An 18,442-nucleotide genomic window follows, 5' to 3' on the forward strand; every position below is an offset into this window, starting at 1 on the left:
AGAAAGTTAATCCCCCTAGCCAGTTTGGGGTATCTCTTCTCACTCGATGAGTGAACTTAAATTGGGTCAAGAGTTAGAGTATAAATCTGTTGAACGGTAGTTGAAATTCTGTGTAACTATCCCATCACAAGGGAGAAGAGTTGATCAAACCTTAACAAAGGAGCATTAAACAACTTGAGTAAATTTCTGCACTGCTTCGGCAATTCGTCTGCCATACAGAATAGCAGTCAATCGATCCCCTTCTGTAATCTGAGGTGGTTTTCCTGAAAAATCTAAGTCTGACTGTCCCATCACGCCTAGATAGGAACCAAGACGATTCACTCCTGTTTCAGGATTAGTTAATTCACTGTTCCCTACCCAAATCATACCGTGTTGGGCTGCATTGATGACTAGATATAACAAAGTACCCTGTTTATCACCACTTAAACCTGCAGAATGGGTGAATCCTCCCGCAATCTTGTTTTTCCACTTCTGCTGGAACCAGCGAGAGCTAGCGGCATCGGCAAAGGCTTTGAACTGGGCTGCCACTCCTCCCATGTAGGTTGGTGAGCCAAATACTATGGCATGAACTGTGTCTAACTCGGTTAGAAAATCTTCATCTTGAAACCGTCCGTTCTGAATCTGCTCCCCCTTGATCCGCATCAACTGAGCTGTGGAATTTTCTACTTGCTTGACTCCCTCCGCTACTGCTTCTGCCATCAGGTGGGTGTGCCCTGTGCCCGAAAAATAAACAATTGCTGTCTTAAACATACCATAGCTTTACCAAAGGCTGCCCGTAATTGTAAAGCACTTGTCTGCTCTAATACTAACTAAATTTTATTTTATCATTTAGAGTCCGAGACCTGAGGAGGCATACCACTGCCAATTGCATTTACAGCCATGGTGCTTCTAGCAGTAGCGATCCTGTCCTGGGGGAGACTAGGTACAGGTGGTACTTACTTGTTTCTGGCAGTGGTATTAGCTTCAATGCTGAACAATGGCACAATGGTGGTAATAGATCGCAACAACTAACAGTGTTTGAGAATGACTTTGGTAGTAGCATTACTTCTGTGCCTACATGGACAGCTCCTAGGGGAAGTTTTTAACTGGGACAACCCTGTGACAGGTAGAGCTGGTGCAACAGTATATGGAAATACTACAGTTTCAGTAAGCCGTCGTGGTAGCACAGTCAATCTCACTTGGAATTCTAGTGATACTCTCTGGTCACGGTGGATCAGAAACAATAATGCTGGTAACGACTACTTTAGTTTCTCCGCTTCTCCTCCTCCCAGCCCAAAGATTACTAAAATTCACACCATTCAAGGTATGGGTCTAACTAGTCCTCTTGTAGGTCATGTGGTCACGATCGAGGGGATTGTAGTTGGTGACTTTCAAGCTACAGGGCAAATTGGCGGCTTCTTTGTCCAAGAAGAAGATGTTGACACTAATCCCTTGACTTCTGAGGGCATTCAAGTTTTCTCCAGTACCCCTGTCAATGTCGGAGATAAAGTACAAGTCACAGGTACAGTCGCTGAGTTTGGCACTGCTCCTAATACAATTACCCAACTGGCTTCCGTTACCAATGTCACTATATTAAGCACCAATAACACTTTACCCACACCTGCCTCTGTCACCTTACCTGTTACTAATATCAATAACCTAGAGCGATTCGAAGGGATGCGAGTAACATTCCCTCAGACACTGACTGTATCAGAGGTGTTTAATTTGGCACGGTTTGGGGAATTGCAGTTATCGGCTAATGGTCGTCGTTTTCAACCAACAGAATTTATCGACCCCAATGACAACCCAGCATCGGGTACCAGTTTTACTGGCAATAGCAACGTAGCCGCTGTAACTGCCCAACAAAGCCTAAACGATCGGCGGGCAATTATGCTTGATGACGGTTTCAGAATGCAAAATCCAGCTACCGTCCCCTACCTCAACAGCCAAAATACTCGCCGAGTAGGTGACACAGTTACAGGCTTGACGGGAGTATTGGATCAAAGGTTCGGTAGTTATCGCCTACAACCTACAGGTACAGTTACTTTTGTTGATGCTAATCCTCGTCCCACCAGTCCACCAAACGTGGGTAATGCCAATGTCAAAGTTGGTAGCTTCAACATCCTCAACTACTTTACTACTCTGAATGATGGTGTCAACAAAACGGGTCCCAACAGCAACCTTGAGCCGCGGGGTGCTAACAACATTACCGAGTTCAATCGCCAGCGCCAGAAATTGGCAACTGCCATTGCTCAACTGGATGCTGACATTCTGGGACTGATGGAAGTAGAGAACAACGGCATCACGGCTATTGCTGACTTGGTCAATGCCGTCAACTCTAAGTTGGGCAGTAATGTCTATGCCTTCATTGTGGAACCAGCAAACTACACAGCTGTAGCAGGGGGAGATGATGCTATCAAAGTAGCCCTTATCTACAAGCCCAAGGTTGTTACACCAATTGGTGCACCTCTGACTACCAATGATCCCTCTTTCGCTGGTTTGGGTCGGGCACCTCTGGCGCAAACTTTCCAGCTAAATCGTAATAGAGCTGTCTTTACTGCTGTTGTCAATCACTTCAAGTCTAAGGGTGGGACAGGGACAGGGGATAACGCAGATAAACTGGATGGTCAAGGAGCTTTTAACTTCCAGCGGCGATTACAGGCTCAGGCAGTCATTAACTTCATCAACAATGTTGTTATTCCTACTAGCGGTGATCCTGATGTCTTGGTGATTGGTGACCTGAATTCCTACGGTGAGGAAGACCCGATCGATTTATTCCGTGCCAATGGTTATGTGGATTTACTTGGTCGGTTCAGTGGTGGTAGAGCTCTCTACTCTTTCGTGTTTCAAGGGCAGGCGGGTCGGCTGGATCATGCTCTGGCCAGTCCCTCCTTGGCAGCCCAAGCTACAGGGGCAAAGGCATGGCATATCAACGCTGATGAACCTCGTTTCCTGGATTACAACTTGGAGTTCAAGAATGGAGCTGGGGGTAATACTCCTGACCTGTTTAATCCCAATACGCCCTTCCGCTCTTCTGACCACGATCCTTTGCTGATAGGCTTGAACCTAGCCAATCCTGGGCAATAATGATCCAGTACATGGTATAGACACAACGAGAACTGGTATCTGACCAAGAACTGTTGACAACTATTCTGCAACGCCAAGATAAACCCATGCAACAACAGGCAGAAAAATCTAGTTTTTACAACAATTGTTGAAAATCATGAAGAACATCTACAAGTTTATAATGCAGAGACAGATTAAACTTCTACGGGAGCACCTGCTGGGTAACAGTGACTTGAGTTGGGCATAGTATTTGTGCCGTGTTAGGATGTGATGTGTCGCTACTGAGGGGAAAAATTAATGGCAGAAGAAAATCTGGGAGCAAGGATTAACAACATCGAACTACTAATCCAATACATGGCACAGACACAACGCGAACTGGCATCCAACCAAGAACTGTTGACAACGATCGTGCAACAACAAGCAGAAGAAATCCAGCTTCTACGACAAATTCTACAGAGACATGATGAAACGATCGGGGTAATGCAGGGACAGATTAAACTTCTACTAGAGCGCTTACTCGGCAACAGTGGCTTAAACTAAACATGAATCTGTGCTGTGTTAGGATGTGAAGTACAGCTACTGAGGGGAAAAATCAATGGCAGAAGAAAATCTGGGAGCGAGGATTAACAACATCGAACTACTGATCCAGTACATGGCACAGACACAACGCGAACTAGCATCCAACCAAGAACTGTTGACAACGATCGTACAACAACAAGCAGAAGAAATTCAGCTTCTACGCCAGATTGTCGAAAGACATGAAGAACATCTCAGACGTTATGACGAAACGATCGGGGTAATGCAGGGACAGATCAAACTCCTACTAGAGCGCTTGCTAGGCAACAGCGGCTTGAATTAAACAAACATATGCCAGTGCTGTCTAGGCTGAGATAGCCACAGTGCGAACCAATAGCAAAAACGTAGAAATTAGGCTTGTAGTCACAATGAACAACCTAGAAGCAGAGATAGAAGTCTTCAATGCTTGCGTTAGTGTTCACCAGCAGAAATCCTAGTTACTTTGACAGTAATAGTTATCAACCAGTAGATTGAGAGAACTATATACTTGAATCGTCGCCTGTTTCCGTACTACTTAACTGGTGAGGACTGTGAATTGTGACAATTCGGGTCAGGGTATCTTGAAAATCATTGAGATTAAGTACCGTCAGATGAAAAATATCCTTAAGAGTGCGAGCGGTATCTGTATTGACATCAGGGAGTAACATAAAAGCATGGTCTGTATCCAAACCAAGGATAGGCAGCATACGGGCATACTTATCTATGTGCTTTTGATAATTACCTGTCTTGCCCTCAAACCAGTATACTTTTTGGTCAATTTCTAATAGTAAATCTAGTTCAAAATCATCGCCATTTGGCAAAATTATTTGTGGGTTCATCAAAAAGGAATATCTTTCTGTGCCTAATTGATCCTTAACTAACCTGATAAACTTTGCCTTCATATACCTTTCTAGCCATTTGCCAGCAAAAAAATTCAGGGCTTCAGGAATACGACTGGGCTTTACTGATAAAATATACTTAGGAGATTTTTGGTATCTGTATTCCTCTAAAAAGGCAATCTCGTGCAAGGACTGGCTCATCTGACACATAGCAGATATGTGGGATTGGGGTTCATCTTTCAGACAAAGGGAAACAGAATGACCTAAATTCATGCTGGATTTAATCCGATCGTATAGTTTCTGGATAGCGGGGTATCTGTCCCCCATAAATATTGCTATATCATCAAGGACAATATCCTTATCTGTTGTGATATGATTGATTGGTGGGATATGTTTAATCGCTATATTTCTCCTGCCTAAAAATCCCTCTAACCTAGTTGTGTCATTAATCGCAATTTGTTCTGTACTTTCTTCCCCAGAGGACGCACTTCCCATTGACAGATACTCAAAGTTCTCTCCCCTGCTCCTTTGCTGCTCTGCAGGGCTGATTCTATTTACGTACAGCTCTTGGCGCAAAGCGTCAGCTATCCTACTGTAAAATTCCTCCAACTTATTCTCTACCACGAAAGCCACTCGCTCTTCCAAAAAAGGACTTAACCTAGCACTAACACTACTGCTGGAGTAACGCCGACTGAATAGTAAACCTACGCCAAGACCAAGCCCTAGCCCCAAGGAAAATACTGCCCAGCTCATCCCCCTGCCCTCTCCTTCTCCTACAAATTTTAATCAATCACTGCTCCCCCCTCTCCCCCTTTTGCCTTATGCCGATCGGTATAACCTATGGGGCAAGTCCTGACTGGGGCATGGAATTATGTTAAAGTTTGTAAAGATAATCGAAAGTGATTTGTCTAATATTCCTTAACAATAGTACAAACTGCCATGATCACCCCTATCCAAAATGTTCTTCGTCTGGTCTTTTTGCCCGCTGATCTCCAAGGTAGCCTGACTCAGTTGGCTTGGACAATCTTTCGTGTTGTCTGTGGATTTGCCATGATCCACAACGGTCTGGACAAATTTGCTGATATCCCTGGGTTTGCAGAAGCCTACGTGGAAGCAATTGGATTGCCATTCCCCATCTTCTTTGCCTATGTGGCAGCAACGACAGAAACGATCGGTGCACCCCTAGTGATGATTGGTTTAGCTACACGGCCTGCAGCTCTGGGGTTGGCGGCGACAATGTTTGTTGCCATGTATCACCATGTCCTAGTGGCTGGCTTTAGTATTCCCTATTTAGAGCTGTCGATGGTCTATGCCGCCTGTTTTCTGTTTTTAACAGTGATCGGGGCTGGTAAATTTTCCATCGATGCCCTCATTGCCGAACTTATGACCAAGGAACAGGTAAAATCACTAGAAACGTCCCTAGCAGAGGCACCAGCGACACCCACTAGGGCAGAACCGCAGGAAAGAAAGGGCTGGGGTTCCTACCTAACTCGCTAGAATTAGCCCTCCAGTTTGAACTCCCATCCGTTGGGGTGGGGGTTATTTTTTCGTAGTAGGCAACTATCTCTAACTGTAAGTATAATTACTTATCATCTTTAGGGCAGTTAGCAAAAGCAGAGAAAAAATTTCCTGAAATCCTGGTAAGTTCTGGCTTCACCCTATTTACAAATGGGGTGTTCCTATTAGAATAGTTGGTTAGAAACAAGTCGCCATCAGGATTATGTCAAATTTCTTTACATAGTACCGATGGCTACGGTCAATTACCATGAGGAGAAATTATGAACAAGGGTGAACTGGTAGACGCTATTTCCAAGAGTACCAAGGAAAACAAGAATACAGTAGACAAGATATTGACAGCGACGATGCAGATCATCATGGATGCAGTCACATCTGGGCAAAAGGTGACCCTAGTGGGGTTTGGTTCCTTTGAACCCAGGGTGCGCAAGGAGCGGGACGGGCGCAATCCCAAGACCAAGGAAGCAATGAAGATTCCTGAAACTGTTGTCCCTGCTTTCTCCGCTGGCAAGTCCTTCAAGGAGTTGGTTGCTAACAATATTGAGGAAATCAAACAGATTCTGGCAAAGGAAAAGAAGGAGTCCTAAAGGCGACGGGCTAGAATCCAGCGCAAGGACATAGGGGGCTCAGCGGTGGTGGGGAAAACATCCCTACCCGTTGCCCAATTGATAAACCATTTGGTAGGGGGCCAAGCTGCTGGTGGCAAAAAGGTGCGCTCATAGTCGTAGGCAGATTCATTACTCTCAATTGCTAGGGGTAACCCCGCCAAGCACTCCTGCAACTCCCCTGGGGTGACCAAAAACGACCAGGCAACCTCTGCTACTTCCCGCATCATAGGAGTGGGTACAAAGTTATCTATCGTCAAAAAAGTGCTGAACAAAATCTTGCCACCCGGTTTGAGGGCTTGGCTACTGTTTTCCAAGAGTTGGCGAACCTGGGAGAGGGAGCGGAAGTGGGAAATTACTTCCACCACTATGATTAGGTCGTAGGTGTTAGCGGGCAAGGGGGTTTTTAAGATGTCTGCTAATTGCACCTCGATCGTTAGTCCTTCTGCCTGAGCACTCTCGGTTAGTTTTTGCACAAAGACGGGAGCTAACTCGATCGCTGTTACCTGGTGTCCCAGGCGGGCAAGGGGTAGGGTATTCCGTCCTGTACCAGCTCCTACGTCCAGAATACGCAGGGGTGGTTGCCCTAGTTCCTGGACGACTGCCATCACCTTGGCATCGGGATGACTACCGAAGAGGGGACCCTGGCGAGTTTTTACCCAACGGGCGTACTTGTCTTCTATGGTTAGAATTTGGGTACTGAAACGGATACGTAGACCGCTAGTAAGACCAACTGTGGGGTCAGGGGGTTCATACTGGAAGCTCAGACGGGCATGGGGCGATTGCTGGAACCCTTCTTGAATGCGCTGGTGGAGGGTGGAACGGAGAGACTCTAATTCCTGGGGCTTGAGGTTTTGTCCCAGTGCTAGCAGTAGACTGTGCACTTGTTGAAAAAAATGATCCGCTAGATGGGGGACACAGGGAAAGACCAATTCCCCCCGTGCCGCTGTCAAGCTCTTGACTTTGGTGAGGGCAAGCTTTTCACAGGTGGGGATGTCCATAGCGGCAAGCAAAAATAATCTGTGGAGAGCATGATACCGCAGCTCCGCCGCCCTTAGACAGAGGAAGTGACAAGTGTACGATCGGTCAAGATTTCGTAGCCTGTTTCCGTGACCAAAACGGTGTGTTCAAACTGGGCAGAGAGTTGATTGTCTACCGTCACCGCCGTCCACCTATCTTTGAGGATACGCACATGGCGTGACCCTTCATTGATAATCGGTTCAATAGCTAAGGTCATCCCTGCCCGCAGCTTGACATTAGGGAGCTTGTGAGTGCGGAAATTAAATACCGCCGGCTCTTCGTGGAGATTGCGCCCTACGCCGTGCCCGGTAAAATCCTCCACCACCGAGTAACCGTGGGATTTGACAAATTCTTCGATCGCTGTGCCCAAGTCCAGCAGATAGGCACCCGCCCGCACCTGAGCAATACCGACATAGAGAGCTTCTTCTGCCACCTTGATTAACCGCGCTGCCCGCTCCGAGACAGGGGGCAAAGCCACCGTAATACAGGAGTCGCCATGGAAGCCATTTTTGTAGGCACCCGTGTCTACTTTAACTACATCCCCTGGTTTGAGGACACGGCGGGGGCTGGGAATGCCATGCACTACTTCGTTATTGATGCTGATACAAATGCTAGCGGGGAAGCCGTGGTAGCCCTTGAAGCTAGGCACTGCCCCCATCTCCCGAATGCGCTTTTCTGCGTAGGCATCCACTTCCTGGGTAGTCATTCCCGGTTGCATCATCTGGGAAATCTCATGCAAGACAGTGGCAACAATCCGTGCTGACTCCCGCATCAACTCAATTTCCCGCTTGGACTTGATTTCAATACCTTTGCTAGCGGTAGGGCGGTCTTCTTTCTGTTGCCTGCGCGATCGCGTCGGAGATTCTGAGGTCAGGGCACTGAGAATATTCATGTATAGGGTAAACCAATGTAAAGCTAATATAGTTTTAGCCTAATTCCGTCCTGGGTGGGTCAATTTTTCGCTACATTGTAGACAGGTGCCTTACTAGAGAGAGATAGATAGCTATGTCCTTACCACCAATTCCTCCTCCCCCTGGGGCTAAGCCTGCTCCCCGTACCAGTGAACTGACAAAACCTACTGACAACAGTGCTACAGTTGCTCCTCCCCCTGGTGCAGTCAAGAAGGTAAAGCCCCCTGTCCCCCCACCCCCTAAAGCGCCTGTGCGTTCCGGTCCCCCCACACCCCAAACGCCTGTCGCTGTCAAAGGACCGAATCAACCAACTCTTGCCGAACTAGTAAGGGATGCCTATGACCAAGGTTGCTCTGACCTCCACTTGGGTGTAGGGGAACACGTGCGCTTCCGCAATCGGGGTTTGATTGTCATTCAGGATAAGTACCCCATCCCCGATGAGCCAACCTTCTATTCCTGGCTGCGGGAGGCAATGGACGAAAAAGCTTTACAGAAATTCCGCGATACTCTGGAATATGACGGGGCGTTTCAGTATGACTACTGTCGCTGTCGCTTGAATGTGTTTGACTCTTTGCGTGGTCCCTCCCTGGTAATTCGGATTATTCCCCTCAAAATTCTCACCCTCGACCAATTAGGAGCACCGGAGGTGTTCCGTGAACTGTGCTATACCCCTAAGGGCTTGATCCTGGTCACGGGTCCCACAGGTTCCGGTAAATCCACGACCCTGGCAGCTATGGTGGACTTCATCAATACGGAAATGCCCAAAAATATCATCTCCATTGAAGACCCCATTGAATTTGTCCACGTCAGCAAAAAATCGATCGTGAAGCAGCGGGAGGTGGGTATCCATACCCTCAAGTTTGACAATGCTCTCAAAGCTGCCCTGCGGGAAGACCCAGATGTGATTCTGATTGGGGAAATGCGTGACCGTGAAACGGTCAATACTGCCCTCAAAGCCGGTCAAACAGGTCACTTGGTGTTTGGTACCTTGCACACCAATAGTGCGATTAAGACGATCGAACGTATCCTCAACCTCTACGAACCGGACCAACAGGGACCGATGCGGGACCAGCTGGCAGAAACCCTCGTGGCAGTAATTGCCCAAACCCTGGTGCGGACCACCGACGGCAAACGGACAGCTGCCCACGAAATCATGGTCAACACGGATGCAGTGCGGGACTATATCAAACGGGGAGCAGTAGATGAAATCGAAGCAATTATTCCCCGCAGCTCCTTCGATGGGATGTGCTCTATGAACCAATCCCTATTCCGCCTCTACGAAGAGGGGAGAATTACTGAGGAAACAGCGATCGAGCACTCCCCCAAACCTAACGAAATGGCACAGATGCTCAGGGGTCGCATCTAGGCAAGGGGGGTGACCTGCAAAACGACAAATTTGAGATAGCGCCCCTCCACAAAGCCTACGGGCACAGGGTGATCAAGGGGCTGACCCGCCTCATGGATAATCTTTCCCCTAACCTGGGCTTGACCACAGGCATCTGCCAGTATAGTTTGAAAATCAGCAGGGCTAACTTGACTGGTGCAACTCGCAGAGACCAAAAAACCCCCTGGTTTTACCAGTTGCAAAGCGATCGTGTTCAACTTGGTATAAGCCCTCAGGGCGGCAAAGCGTTGCTGTTTAGTTTTAGCAAAACTGGGGGGGTCAAGTATAACAAGGTCAAATTGCCTGCCCTGGCTGACCAGGTGGGGGAGAAGACTAAAACAATCAGCAGCGACAAATTCATGGCGCTTAGCATCCAGTCCGTTCACCTGTATATTTTGGGCGATGGCTGTCTCTAACCCCTTCCCTATATCAACACTGGTAACGTGCTTAGCTCCCCCCCGTAGGGCGTAGAGGGAAAATCCCCCCGTATAGGCAAAACAATTCAGTACAGTCCGCCCCCCACTCAAACCTTCCACATACCTGCGGTTTTCCCTATGGTCCAAAAAGAGACCTGTCTTCTGCCCGATCGTTAAGTCCACACAAAACTTGATACCGTACTCCGTCACCAGCAAATCCCGAGGGGGTAGTTCTCCCCAGAGCAGTTGGGGTGGATGGTGGTGGTCGCGCCAGAGAATACCCCGCAGAGGAGCAATTTGGGGCAAAATAGCCACTATATCTGCTTGGAGTGTCCTAAAGCCTGCCGTGTAAGTTTGGAGCACAGCATAGCGGTCATATACATCCACTGTAATACCCGGTAGCCCATCCCCCTCACCGTAAAGCCAGCGATAGGCAGTAGTCGCCTGCTGCCTAATTTCACCCCTGAGGAACCAAGCCCCGGCAATTTGGCGGTGCAGCCACTGCCGATCGGGTACCTGCTGGGTGGAGAAAATCCGCAGAGCAATGGGGCTAGATTCATCCCACAGTCCAAACCCCTGCCAGCTACCACATTTGACCCTAACCCAGGTACCAGTAGGGAAACTAGCTTCCCCCTGAACATGATTACGATAGACCCAAGGGTGACCCCGCTGGAGGCTTTCGCGGAGGGAAGGAGCCACCGTCACAGAGGGAACCGTCATAGAACCCATGCAACATTACAGGACTTTACCGCTTCTGCCAAAACACAAACTCCCCCCTACCTTTTAGAACCAATCGATAATATAGTAATATAGGAGAATTGCTTACCAGCTGAGATGGAAGGTAAACCCAGGTCTTTGTCCAGTGCAGCCCCTTTAGCAGAGGAGTGTGTGGTATCTAAACTTACGCCTGAATCCCTGGGACTGATGGCAGACTTTTTCAAAGTATTGTCAGAAGTCAGTCGCCTGCAAATTATATGTTCCCTCAAACCCGGCGCAAAAAACGTCACAGAAATTATGCAGGAGACAGAGCTAGGACAGGCGAACGTGTCCAAGCACCTGAAGATTCTTACCCAAGCAGGTATAGTTGCCAGGGAACAGCGGGGAGTGTGTGTTTACTATCGAATTGCTAACCCATTTTTGTTTGACCTCTGCGACCTAGTTTGTAAAGCCCTCAGTCTGCAGATAGAACATCACAGTCAGCAGGTGCAGGAATTATCCCAGTTAGGACAAAGAAATTAGCAGGGGGAAACCTTTCCCCCAATTTGATTCTAGTAACGATGGACTAGGCGATTAATGGGTTTGAAGATGTCCGCCTCAAAGGCAGCGCCCTTCAGCATCCGATTCCAATATAGCCAGGGCAAAATATGTACCTTGGCTAGGTACATAGAATAGCGTTCCTTGGTGGGATCGAGGGGAAAGGAAGGAGATAATTTGCCATCATAGGCGAATTCCGCCATAATCGCCGAGTTATAGCCCGTAATTAAAGGACAGCAGGTGTAACCATCGTACTGGGCAGGTAGGGATCGCCCGCGCATTGCCGCCAGTAAGTTTTCCGCCAGGACAGGGGATTGTTTGCGGGCAGCAGCAGCAGTCTTAGAAGTAGGTAGAGAGGAGGCATCTCCTAGGGAGAAAACGTTGGGGTAGCGGTTGTGTTGCAGTGTGTGCTTATTGACATCAACCCAGCCCCCAGGACCAGCTAAGGGGCTTTCCTTGATAAAATCAGGAGCGCTCATGGGGGGAGTGACATGGATCATGTCGTAGTGGATGCTCACTTCCTCTACCCCATTTTCTGTGGTTACATCAAAAATAGCTTCCTGGGTATCTGCCTTGATCTCCTTGAGGTTGTGCTTGAACTTAACCTTTATGCCCCGCCGAGCTACTATCCGATCCAAGGCAGCAGAGTAAGCAGGAACAGCAAACATACTCGCCCCTGCCGTACAAAACATGACGGTAGTGTTTACACCCACACCACTCTTGCTTTTGAACCAGTCGTCTGCCATGTACATAATCTTTTGGGGTGCACCACCACACTTAATGGGAGTAGCAGGGTAGGTAAAAATGGCATTCCCTCCTTTGAAGTGGCGAATGGTTTCCCAGGTGTAGGGAGCATAGTCCTTGGAGTAGTTACTGGTCACTCCCCCTTTGCCGATCGCTTCCTTCAACCCCTTGATCAAATGCCAATCAATCTGAATCCCTGGACATAGTACCAAGTATTCATACTCAATTCCCTGACCCGCCTCTGTAATTACACAGTTGCGATCGGGGTCAAGTTTAGCTACCCGTGCCTGTATCCACTTAGTTCCCTTGGGCAACACTTCCCTTTGGGGGCGGATGAAGTTAGCGATCGGGGCAATGCCACCCCCCACCAGTGTCCAACCTGGCTGATAGTAATGCTTGTCCGAGGGTTCAATGATGGCTATGTCCAAACGGCGGTCACGCTTGAGGAGCTGGGCTGCGGCACTAATCCCCGCTGCTCCCCCCCCCACGATGACAATTTGATGCTTTAAGCGGGGCAGATTGTTGGTCTCGGTCTGAGTTTGCCCTGCTTGGGCTTGCTCGATCGTTGATGTTATGGTCATTTCTAAACTAGTTCATTAAAGGACGTAATACCCCTTGTACCATATTCCCACATGGTTATATTGTCCCACTTTCTAAAGAAATCCTTAAATTTTTCTCACCCCTCTTGACAAGCATATGATATGATAGTTGCACTATATTACTATATAGTAATTAACGGCTTGAGTGAGAGTAGCAGTATAGTGATGGGAGGTTAAGAGATGTTGTTCCGGCAGCTGTTTGACTATGAGACCTACACCTATACCTATTTGATTGCTGACCCTCAGACGCAGGAGGCGATGCTGGTAGACAGTGTATTGGAGCAGGTCGATCGGGATTTGCAGCTAATCAAGGAGTTAGGTTTGACGTTGCGCTATGCAGTGGAAACCCATGTTCATGCTGACCATGTTACAGGGGCGGGGCGCTTGCGGGAGTTAACGGGTTGTCAGGGTGTAGTGCCCAAGGGAGCGGATGTAGCCTGTGCCGATCGCTTCCTCGGTGATGGGGATGTGTTGGTGATGGGGTCGATTCGCCTAGAGACGATCGCTACTCCTGGTCACACGGATAGCCATGTAGCTTATCTGGTCAATGGTACCCATTTGCTCACGGGGGATGCCTTGTTTATTCGCGGCTGCGGGCGCACAGATTTCCAAAGTGGGGATGCGGGTGCTCTCTACGATGTAGTAACGCAACGCCTGTTCACCCTGCCCGATGAAACTTTGGTCTATCCTGGGCATGACTATCGCGGGCATACGGTAAGCACGATCGGGGAAGAAAAGAGGTACAATCCCCGTTTCCAGGGACGTACCAGGGAGCAATTCATTGAGTTTATGGCTAACTTGAATTTGCCTGATCCTAAGAAGATGGCAGAGGCTGTGCCTGCTAACATGCAGTGCGGTAAAGTAGCTGCCTAATTTTACAACCAACTAGAGGAGGACAAATATGGTAACGACACAACAAAACTTAAATCTCGTCACAGCCGCAGAACTAAAGGAAAAACTTGACCAAGATCAGGTACTCCTAATCGATGTACGGGAGCCAGGGGAGTTTAGCGCTGAGAGAATTCCAGGGGCAAGATTGATCCCTCTTTCTAAATTCGACCCCAAGCACATCCCTGCAACTGACAAAGAAGTGGTGCTCTACTGTCGCAGTGGCAAACGATCGGAGATGGCAGCCCAAAAACTTCTCGCAGCTGGTTGGAATTCTGTCACGAACTTACAGGGAGGAATTACCAGTTGGAAGCAAGCAGGCTTACCCATTGACAAGGATGCCAATGCTCCCATTAGTTTGATCCGCCAGGTACAAATTGTGGCTGGTTCCTTAGTCCTAACTGGCACGCTTTTGGGCGCTTATGTCAATCCCCGCTTCCTCTTCCTCAGTGGTTTTGTGGGAGCAGGTCTAGTGTTTGCAGGGGTAACTGATACCTGTGCTTTGGGTATGCTTCTATCCAAATTGCCCTACAACCAGAGGGCGGGTCAGTCGTGGAATTCTTAAATTGTTTGCTACAGGTTTAGTGCAATTGCTGTAGGGGGCGTATTGCCCCTTTTTCTTGTTTTGTACTTTAGGGGAACCAGAGTTTATGGAACAACAACAGATTTTGGGTTATGTTTTGGCTTCTCTGATTGGCATTTCTTTGGGTCTAATCGGCGGAGGGGGGTCTATATTAACCGTCCCTGTGTTGGTTTATGTAATGGGGGTAAATGCTACCCTGGCTACAGCCTATTCCCTCTTTATTGTGGGCATCACAGCTTTGGTGGGTTCTCTCACTTATTTCCAGAAGAAATTGGTTAGTATTAAAACTGCTATTGTTTTCTCCATTCCAGCTTTTACTTCTGTTTATTTGGTGCGTAGATTTGTCATTCCTGCTATTCCTAAGGAAATTTTCAGTCTTTATGGTTTTACACTAACTAGGGATATTCTATTGATGTTGGTGTTTGCGGGTTTGATGATCTTTGCTTCTGTATCTATGATTAGAGATGAAAAAGGTAAGGGACCAGAAGTAACAGAGGAAGAACATGAGCCAGAGTTTAATTTGCCTCTCATTTTTGGTGAGGGGGTAGTTGTGGGAGGATTAACTGGTTTCGTGGGAGCAGGGGGTGGTTTTATGATCATTCCTGCCCTGGTTTTGTTTGCTAGACTGCCTATGAAGATGGCGGTGGGTACTTCTCTCTTAATCATTGCTGCTAAATCCTTGATTGGTTTTATTGGAGATGTAACTAACCCTGAATTAACGATCGATTGGGAGTTATTGATTTCCTTCTCTTTCATTGCTTGTGTGGGAATTTTTATAGGCTCATACCTGTCTACTTTTATCCCAGGAGCAAAGTTGAAGCAGGCATTTGGTTGGTTTGTGGCAGTAATGGGCGTTTATATTATTGCTAAGGAAACTCTGCTGGGTAAATGATGGGACAGATTGGGGGCTACTTTCTTGCTTCTCTGATTGGCATATCCCTGGGGTTAATTGGCGGTGGCGGTTCGATCCTAACGGTGCCAGTCTTGGTCTATGTCATGGGCGTAAATGCTACTCGTGCTACTGCCTATTCCCTATTTATTGTTGGCATAACCGCTTTGGTGGGCTCATTAGATTACTGCCGCAAGCGCTTGATCAGTTGGCAGGCAGCTGTGGTTTTCTCTCTGCCCGCTTTTTCCTCTGTTTTTGTGGTACGCAAGTATCTGATACCAGCTATTCCCAGGGAAGTTCTAAGAGTAGGGAGTTTCATTCTCACTAAGGATATTTTCTTAATGGTGGTGTTTGCCTTATTGATGATATTTGCCTCTGTATCTATGATTAGGGATAGGAAAAATGGCAAGGAGGAGGAGGTATTATCCCTGAACTCGCCTTTAATTGGTGTTACAGGTTTACTAGTGGGGGGAGTGACTGGTTTGGTGGGGGCGGGAGGCGGTTTTATGATCATTCCTGCGCTGGTGAATTTTGCCCATTTACCAATGAAAAAGGCAGTTGGTACTTCCCTACTTATTATTGCTACTAATTCCCTCATTGGCTTTATAGGTGACTTAATGAGTCCCACAGAAACAATTGACTGGAATCTCCTCATTTCTTTTTCTTTCATTGCTTGTTTGGGTATTTTCTTTGGTTCTTACTTGTCTAACTTTATTCCTGGGGCAAGGTTAAAAAAGGGGTTTGGTTGGTTCGTAGCTGTTATGGCTCTTTACATCCTAGCCAAGGAAATTGCTGGCTAAGTAGAAATATTAGCAATAATGCTATACTGACAAATGGTAATTTTTGGTGGAAAGGAGAGGTGCAGCCACTACTAGAGGTTAGAGATGTATCCCTGCAGTATCCAGGGCAGGCAAGTAGGGCAGTAGATGGGGTTAGTTTTAGCCTCAAGCAGGGGGAGATTCTAGCTTTGCTAGGTCCATCGGGCTGTGGGAAGACTAGTTTGCTCCGTTTGATTGCAGGGTTTGAGTTGCCTCAGGTAGGCACGATCGTGGTTAATGGTCAGGTTTTGTCTAGTCCCGATCGGTGTATTCCCCCAGAACAGCGCAATATTGGTATTGTTTTCCAGGATTTTGCCCTCTTTCCCCATATGACGGTGTATCAAAACGTGGCTTTTGGGTTGCGGCGCTCCCAGTCCGCAGGGGCAGTGATGGAAGTACTAGAGCGAGTGAGATTGCAGGACTACAAGGATCAGTATCCTCACCAACTCTCTGGCGGACAGCAACAGCGGGTAGCATTGGCGCGAGTCTTGGTTACTAATCCTATTTTGGTACTCTTGGATGAACCCCTTAGTAATATTGATGTGCAGTTGCGTAGCAGTCTCAGGCGGGAATTGCGGGAGATTTTGCAACAGGCGGGCACGACTTCGATTTGGGTCACCCACGACCAAGAAGAGGCAATGGCGGTAGCGGATTGGATTGGCGTGATGCAGGGGGGCAAGTTGGAACAATTAGATACACCCCAGGGGATTTACTGCCAGCCCAAAACTCCTTTTGTCGCGCAGTTTGTTTCCCAGGCTAATTTATTGCCCTTGCCCCTTGCAGCGGTTGCTGGTTTACAGGAATTACCAGCTACGAATGGCGCAAAGGAGAAACAATTGATGATCCTACAGGAAGACATTTGTCTGCAGGTATACCAGGATTCTGATTGTGTGATTACCGATCGAGTGTTTCTGGGCAGGGAATGGGTTTACTATGTCAAATTGCCCTCTAGTCAAGAATTAATTGCCCGTGTTTCTAATCGCTGTGCACCTCTACCCGTGGGGACAAAGGTAGCAATTGGGGGGAAATGGCAACTAATTTAATTCATACTTTGCTGGAGTTGTGCTACCAGTTGGTCTAACCCGATCGATCGGGATGCCTTACATAGAATTACATCCCCTGGCTGAGTTTCTTGGTGGAGGAGTTGAAGAATTTCTGTTTGGGTGGAGCAGGCAAATTTCTGGGGTATGTTGGTGGCAGCGTGGAAAATTTCCTTTGTATCTTCATCTGCTAAAATGACAAGACCATAAATGCCCAATTTATTGATTTCTTCTCCTACCCATCTGTGTAGCTGAGGGCTATATTCCCCTAGTTCTTTCATAGTGCCTAGGACTGCCCAATGTCTGCCAGGTATTGATTGCAAGAGATGGAGGGAGGCAACCACTGCTTCAGGAGAAGCATTATAGGTTTCATCCAAAACTTTGATGCCGTTGCTCAGAGTAATTAGGTTAGTTCTCCCTTGGGGGAGGGTTAACTCTAGGGGGGCTGTCGTACTAATTCGGGGGTCTAAATTGAGGGCATAAAGTACAGAAATCCCTGCTAAGAAATTCAAGGCATTGTGTCTGCCTGGTAAGGGTAGTTTCCAAGTGAGGGTATCAACAGTGATATAATCTCCCTGCACTTCTCCCCGTATATCTCCCCGATCGATGCCATAGGTAATAGTTTTTCCTCCCCAAGTTGACTTAGCTGTGCTTAATAGTAATTCATCTTCCCCATTTAATACTGCTGTACCCTGCAGGTGCTGGAGAATTTCACACTTAGCTTTGGCAATGGCTGCCTTGGAGCCTAGGCGACCAATATGGGCTGTGCCAATGTTGGTAATTACAGCTACATCAGGTAGAGCAATAGATGATAACCGATCGATTTCCCCCTGCCCTCGCATTGCCATTTCTATCACAGCAAATTGATGGCGATCGGGCTTGATTTCCAGCAGAGTTTTTGCTACGCCAATATCATTATTGAAGTTGGCATGGCTATAGTGTACTGTCTTACCAGGGGGGCAGTAAAAACCTAATAGTTTACTGATTAGCTCTTTGGTAGTAGTTTTGCCCGCCGAACCCGTTACCCCAATCACAGTAATATTACTTTTCTGTCGCCACCACCTGGCAATTCTTTGATAGGCAAGCAGGGTATTTTCTACTACTAAGCAGGGGTAACCTGGTAAATCGTTTTCCACAATAGCCACAACTGCACCCCTATCGATCGCTTGGGGGACGAAATCATGTCCATCAAATCTTGCCCCCCGTAAAGCTACAAATACCTGCCCTGGTTGCAGGGTGCGGCTGTCGGTGTTGATAGCAACGATCGGTTGTGATGGTATTTCTGCTTGATTAAAAGTACCTTGGGTAACAGCGATAAGGTCAGTCAGTAACATAAG

At 47.6% G+C, this 18,442-nt stretch carries 19 protein-coding genes; 12 read left to right on the forward strand and 7 right to left on the reverse strand.

Annotated features, from left to right (window positions below; translation table 11 throughout):
* Window positions 1–165: 165 nt before the first annotated feature.
* Window positions 166–750 carry a flavodoxin family protein gene (locus NZM01_00745; protein ID MCS6958564.1) on the reverse strand — a complete coding sequence of 195 codons (585 nt, stop codon included), beginning with the start codon at window positions 748–750 and terminating at the stop codon, window positions 166–168.
* A gap of 273 nt (window positions 751–1,023) precedes the next feature.
* Between NZM01_00745 and NZM01_00750 the strand changes: the two genes are divergently transcribed.
* The 3 genes from NZM01_00750 (at window position 1,024) to NZM01_00760 (ending at window position 3,904) form a co-directional block, all read left to right on the forward strand.
* Window positions 1,024–3,066, forward strand: coding sequence for an ExeM/NucH family extracellular endonuclease (locus NZM01_00750; protein MCS6958565.1), 2,043 nt, complete (start codon window positions 1,024–1,026; stop codon window positions 3,064–3,066).
* A gap of 276 nt (window positions 3,067–3,342) precedes the next feature.
* Window positions 3,343–3,585, forward strand: a complete 243-nt coding sequence (locus NZM01_00755) for a hypothetical protein (protein ID MCS6958566.1) — start codon at window positions 3,343–3,345, stop codon at window positions 3,583–3,585.
* A 55-nt stretch (window positions 3,586–3,640) separates the two neighbouring features.
* Window positions 3,641–3,904, forward strand: coding sequence for a hypothetical protein (locus NZM01_00760; protein ID MCS6958567.1), 264 nt, complete (start codon window positions 3,641–3,643; stop codon window positions 3,902–3,904).
* A gap of 196 nt (window positions 3,905–4,100) precedes the next feature.
* Here the strand turns inward: NZM01_00760 and NZM01_00765 are convergent, their stop codons facing one another.
* A complete protein-coding gene (locus NZM01_00765; protein MCS6958568.1) occupies window positions 4,101–5,192 on the reverse strand; it encodes a hypothetical protein in 1,092 nt (363 codons plus the stop codon).
* Between the two features lie 186 nt (window positions 5,193–5,378).
* On the opposite strand from NZM01_00765, the gene NZM01_00770 reads away from it, so the two are divergent.
* Window positions 5,379–5,936 carry a DoxX family protein gene (locus tag NZM01_00770; protein ID MCS6958569.1) on the forward strand — a complete coding sequence of 186 codons (558 nt, stop codon included), beginning with the start codon at window positions 5,379–5,381 and terminating at the stop codon, window positions 5,934–5,936.
* A 281-nt stretch (window positions 5,937–6,217) separates the two neighbouring features.
* Window positions 6,218–6,541 carry an HU family DNA-binding protein gene (locus NZM01_00775; GenBank protein ID MCS6958570.1) on the forward strand — a complete coding sequence of 108 codons (324 nt, stop codon included), beginning with the start codon at window positions 6,218–6,220 and terminating at the stop codon, window positions 6,539–6,541.
* Here the strand turns inward: NZM01_00775 and NZM01_00780 are convergent.
* Window positions 6,538–7,560: a class I SAM-dependent methyltransferase gene (locus NZM01_00780; GenBank protein MCS6958571.1), complete on the reverse strand. Its 1,023-nt coding sequence runs from the start codon at window positions 7,558–7,560 to the stop codon at window positions 6,538–6,540. The genes NZM01_00775 and NZM01_00780 overlap by 4 nt on opposite strands.
* Window positions 7,561–7,613: 53 nt before the next feature.
* On the reverse strand, window positions 7,614–8,471 hold the full coding sequence (gene map, locus NZM01_00785; GenBank protein ID MCS6958572.1) for a type I methionyl aminopeptidase: 858 nt from the start codon (window positions 8,469–8,471) through the stop codon (window positions 7,614–7,616).
* A 113-nt stretch (window positions 8,472–8,584) separates the two neighbouring features.
* On the opposite strand from map, the gene NZM01_00790 reads away from it, so the two are divergent.
* Entirely contained in the window at window positions 8,585–9,856 is a 1,272-nt protein-coding gene (locus tag NZM01_00790; protein ID MCS6958573.1) for a type IV pilus twitching motility protein PilT, read from the forward strand.
* Here NZM01_00790 and NZM01_00795 read toward each other — a convergent pair.
* The gene (locus tag NZM01_00795; GenBank protein ID MCS6958574.1) at window positions 9,853–11,010 is read right to left on the reverse strand and encodes a class I SAM-dependent rRNA methyltransferase; all 1,158 of its coding nucleotides are present in this window, start codon (window positions 11,008–11,010) and stop codon (window positions 9,853–9,855) included. The two genes, NZM01_00790 and NZM01_00795, sit on opposite strands and share 4 nt — an antisense overlap.
* Before the next feature lie 114 nt (window positions 11,011–11,124).
* Here NZM01_00795 and NZM01_00800 point away from each other — a divergent pair, with 114 nt between their 5' ends.
* Complete coding sequence (locus tag NZM01_00800) at window positions 11,125–11,529, forward strand: metalloregulator ArsR/SmtB family transcription factor (GenBank protein MCS6958575.1); 405 nt, start codon at window positions 11,125–11,127, stop codon at window positions 11,527–11,529.
* A 29-nt stretch (window positions 11,530–11,558) separates the two neighbouring features.
* Here the strand turns inward: NZM01_00800 and NZM01_00805 are convergent, their stop codons facing one another.
* The gene (locus tag NZM01_00805) at window positions 11,559–12,869 is read right to left on the reverse strand and encodes an NAD(P)/FAD-dependent oxidoreductase (GenBank protein ID MCS6958576.1); all 1,311 of its coding nucleotides are present in this window, start codon (window positions 12,867–12,869) and stop codon (window positions 11,559–11,561) included.
* A 198-nt stretch (window positions 12,870–13,067) separates the two neighbouring features.
* On the opposite strand from NZM01_00805, the gene NZM01_00810 reads away from it, so the two are divergent.
* The 5 genes from NZM01_00810 to NZM01_00830 all read left to right on the forward strand — a co-directional run bounded on the left by NZM01_00810 (window position 13,068) and on the right by NZM01_00830 (window position 17,108).
* A complete protein-coding gene (locus NZM01_00810) occupies window positions 13,068–13,760 on the forward strand; it encodes an MBL fold metallo-hydrolase (GenBank protein ID MCS6958577.1) in 693 nt (230 codons plus the stop codon).
* 28 nt (window positions 13,761–13,788) lie between these two features.
* Window positions 13,789–14,340, forward strand: a complete 552-nt coding sequence (locus tag NZM01_00815) for a rhodanese-like domain-containing protein (protein MCS6958578.1) — start codon at window positions 13,789–13,791, stop codon at window positions 14,338–14,340.
* 85 nt (window positions 14,341–14,425) lie between these two features.
* On the forward strand, window positions 14,426–15,250 hold the full coding sequence (locus NZM01_00820; protein MCS6958579.1) for a sulfite exporter TauE/SafE family protein: 825 nt from the start codon (window positions 14,426–14,428) through the stop codon (window positions 15,248–15,250).
* On the forward strand, window positions 15,247–16,047 hold the full coding sequence (locus tag NZM01_00825; GenBank protein MCS6958580.1) for a sulfite exporter TauE/SafE family protein: 801 nt from the start codon (window positions 15,247–15,249) through the stop codon (window positions 16,045–16,047). The genes NZM01_00820 and NZM01_00825 overlap by 4 nt, the downstream gene beginning before the upstream one ends.
* A 59-nt stretch (window positions 16,048–16,106) precedes the next feature.
* Window positions 16,107–17,108: an ABC transporter ATP-binding protein gene (locus tag NZM01_00830; protein ID MCS6958581.1), complete on the forward strand. Its 1,002-nt coding sequence runs from the start codon at window positions 16,107–16,109 to the stop codon at window positions 17,106–17,108.
* Here NZM01_00830 and murF read toward each other — a convergent pair.
* Window positions 17,105–18,439: a UDP-N-acetylmuramoyl-tripeptide--D-alanyl-D-alanine ligase gene (gene murF / locus NZM01_00835; protein MCS6958582.1), complete on the reverse strand. Its 1,335-nt coding sequence runs from the start codon at window positions 18,437–18,439 to the stop codon at window positions 17,105–17,107. The genes NZM01_00830 and murF overlap by 4 nt on opposite strands.
* Window positions 18,440–18,442 lie beyond the last annotated feature (3 nt).

It is taken from the genome of Pseudanabaenaceae cyanobacterium SKYG29, from assembly GCA_025055675.1.
Lineage (GTDB): Bacteria > Cyanobacteriota > Cyanobacteriia > Pseudanabaenales > Pseudanabaenaceae > M5B4.

Bases quoted from the DNA above. Each gene is read 5' to 3' on its own strand.
- NZM01_00820 (MCS6958579.1), top strand. From the start codon at position 14,426: ATGGAACAACAACAGATTTTGGGTTATGTTTTGGCTTCTCTGATTGGC.
- NZM01_00775 (MCS6958570.1), top strand. From the start codon at position 6,218: ATGAACAAGGGTGAACTGGTAGACGCTATTTCCAAGAGTACCAAGGAA.
- NZM01_00760 (MCS6958567.1), top strand. From the start codon at position 3,641: ATGGCAGAAGAAAATCTGGGAGCGAGGATTAACAACATCGAACTACTG.
- NZM01_00800 (MCS6958575.1), top strand. From the start codon at position 11,125: ATGGAAGGTAAACCCAGGTCTTTGTCCAGTGCAGCCCCTTTAGCAGAG.
- NZM01_00815 (MCS6958578.1), top strand. From the start codon at position 13,789: ATGGTAACGACACAACAAAACTTAAATCTCGTCACAGCCGCAGAACTA.
- NZM01_00745 (MCS6958564.1), bottom strand. From the start codon at position 750: ATGTTTAAGACAGCAATTGTTTATTTTTCGGGCACAGGGCACACCCAC.
- NZM01_00790 (MCS6958573.1), top strand. From the start codon at position 8,585: ATGTCCTTACCACCAATTCCTCCTCCCCCTGGGGCTAAGCCTGCTCCC.
- NZM01_00750 (MCS6958565.1), top strand. From the start codon at position 1,024: ATGACTTTGGTAGTAGCATTACTTCTGTGCCTACATGGACAGCTCCTA.
- NZM01_00795 (MCS6958574.1), bottom strand. From the start codon at position 11,010: ATGACGGTTCCCTCTGTGACGGTGGCTCCTTCCCTCCGCGAAAGCCTC.
- NZM01_00780 (MCS6958571.1), bottom strand. From the start codon at position 7,560: ATGGACATCCCCACCTGTGAAAAGCTTGCCCTCACCAAAGTCAAGAGC.
- murF (MCS6958582.1), bottom strand. From the start codon at position 18,439: ATGTTACTGACTGACCTTATCGCTGTTACCCAAGGTACTTTTAATCAA.
- NZM01_00765 (MCS6958568.1), bottom strand. From the start codon at position 5,192: ATGAGCTGGGCAGTATTTTCCTTGGGGCTAGGGCTTGGTCTTGGCGTA.
- map (MCS6958572.1), bottom strand. From the start codon at position 8,471: ATGAATATTCTCAGTGCCCTGACCTCAGAATCTCCGACGCGATCGCGC.
- NZM01_00755 (MCS6958566.1), top strand. From the start codon at position 3,343: ATGGCAGAAGAAAATCTGGGAGCAAGGATTAACAACATCGAACTACTA.
- NZM01_00810 (MCS6958577.1), top strand. From the start codon at position 13,068: ATGTTGTTCCGGCAGCTGTTTGACTATGAGACCTACACCTATACCTAT.
- NZM01_00825 (MCS6958580.1), top strand. From the start codon at position 15,247: ATGATGGGACAGATTGGGGGCTACTTTCTTGCTTCTCTGATTGGCATA.
- NZM01_00805 (MCS6958576.1), bottom strand. From the start codon at position 12,869: ATGACCATAACATCAACGATCGAGCAAGCCCAAGCAGGGCAAACTCAG.
- NZM01_00770 (MCS6958569.1), top strand. From the start codon at position 5,379: ATGATCACCCCTATCCAAAATGTTCTTCGTCTGGTCTTTTTGCCCGCT.